Here is a 593-nt window from a genome sequence, read left to right on the forward strand (position 1 = left end):
TCGGCTAAGCGTAATCTCGCGGCAGCTACGAGTTTAAGCGGATCGGTTACGTCTTGCTCCGTTAACAAGTCGTCGTAAAACGGAACGCTATCCGAAGCCCACGCGTCAGCATACGGAGATACGAGATAATTGACGCGGAGGATTCCGTCAGTGATCGCGCCAGGTATCACGCTAAGTCGCGCCTGTTCGTCCGCGGTTAATATCGACGCAGGCTGACCGATCCAAGTCCGCGAGTCTTTCATCTCCGCATAAAGCCGCGTACATAATGACGACGCGCTATCCGTGAAAGATGCCGCGATCAAATTGCGCGTTACTTGAATCCGATAGTCCGACGCGGGATTGCCGATCTTTTTGCGCAGATGAAGCGTAAAGTTATCCGGCTCAACTTCCGCGCCATATAGGTTAATGACCGCGTTGAGCGCTTCGAGACAGTTGCCGCCGCCGAACGCTTTAACGTCCGCGAGGTCGAACGTGTCATCGACCGCAATAGAAAAGCGCCCACCGGTTGCCGCCGAGATGAGCGCTGTTAGTTGCGTGATATGGATTCCGTAAGCTTCGCGAATATACGATGCGTACGGAAACTTATAATCCGC

General features: G+C 53.8%; 1 protein-coding gene. It reads right to left on the reverse strand.

What is annotated here, in order from left to right:
* The coding region (locus CA598_RS31695) for a phage tail protein (protein ID WP_179283829.1) at positions 1-593 on the reverse strand (593 nt) is incomplete at both ends.

It is taken from the genome of Paenibacillus sp. VTT E-133291, assembly GCF_002264395.1.
GTDB classification, from domain to species: Bacteria; Bacillota; Bacilli; order Paenibacillales; family Paenibacillaceae; genus Paenibacillus_AQ; species Paenibacillus_AQ nitricinens.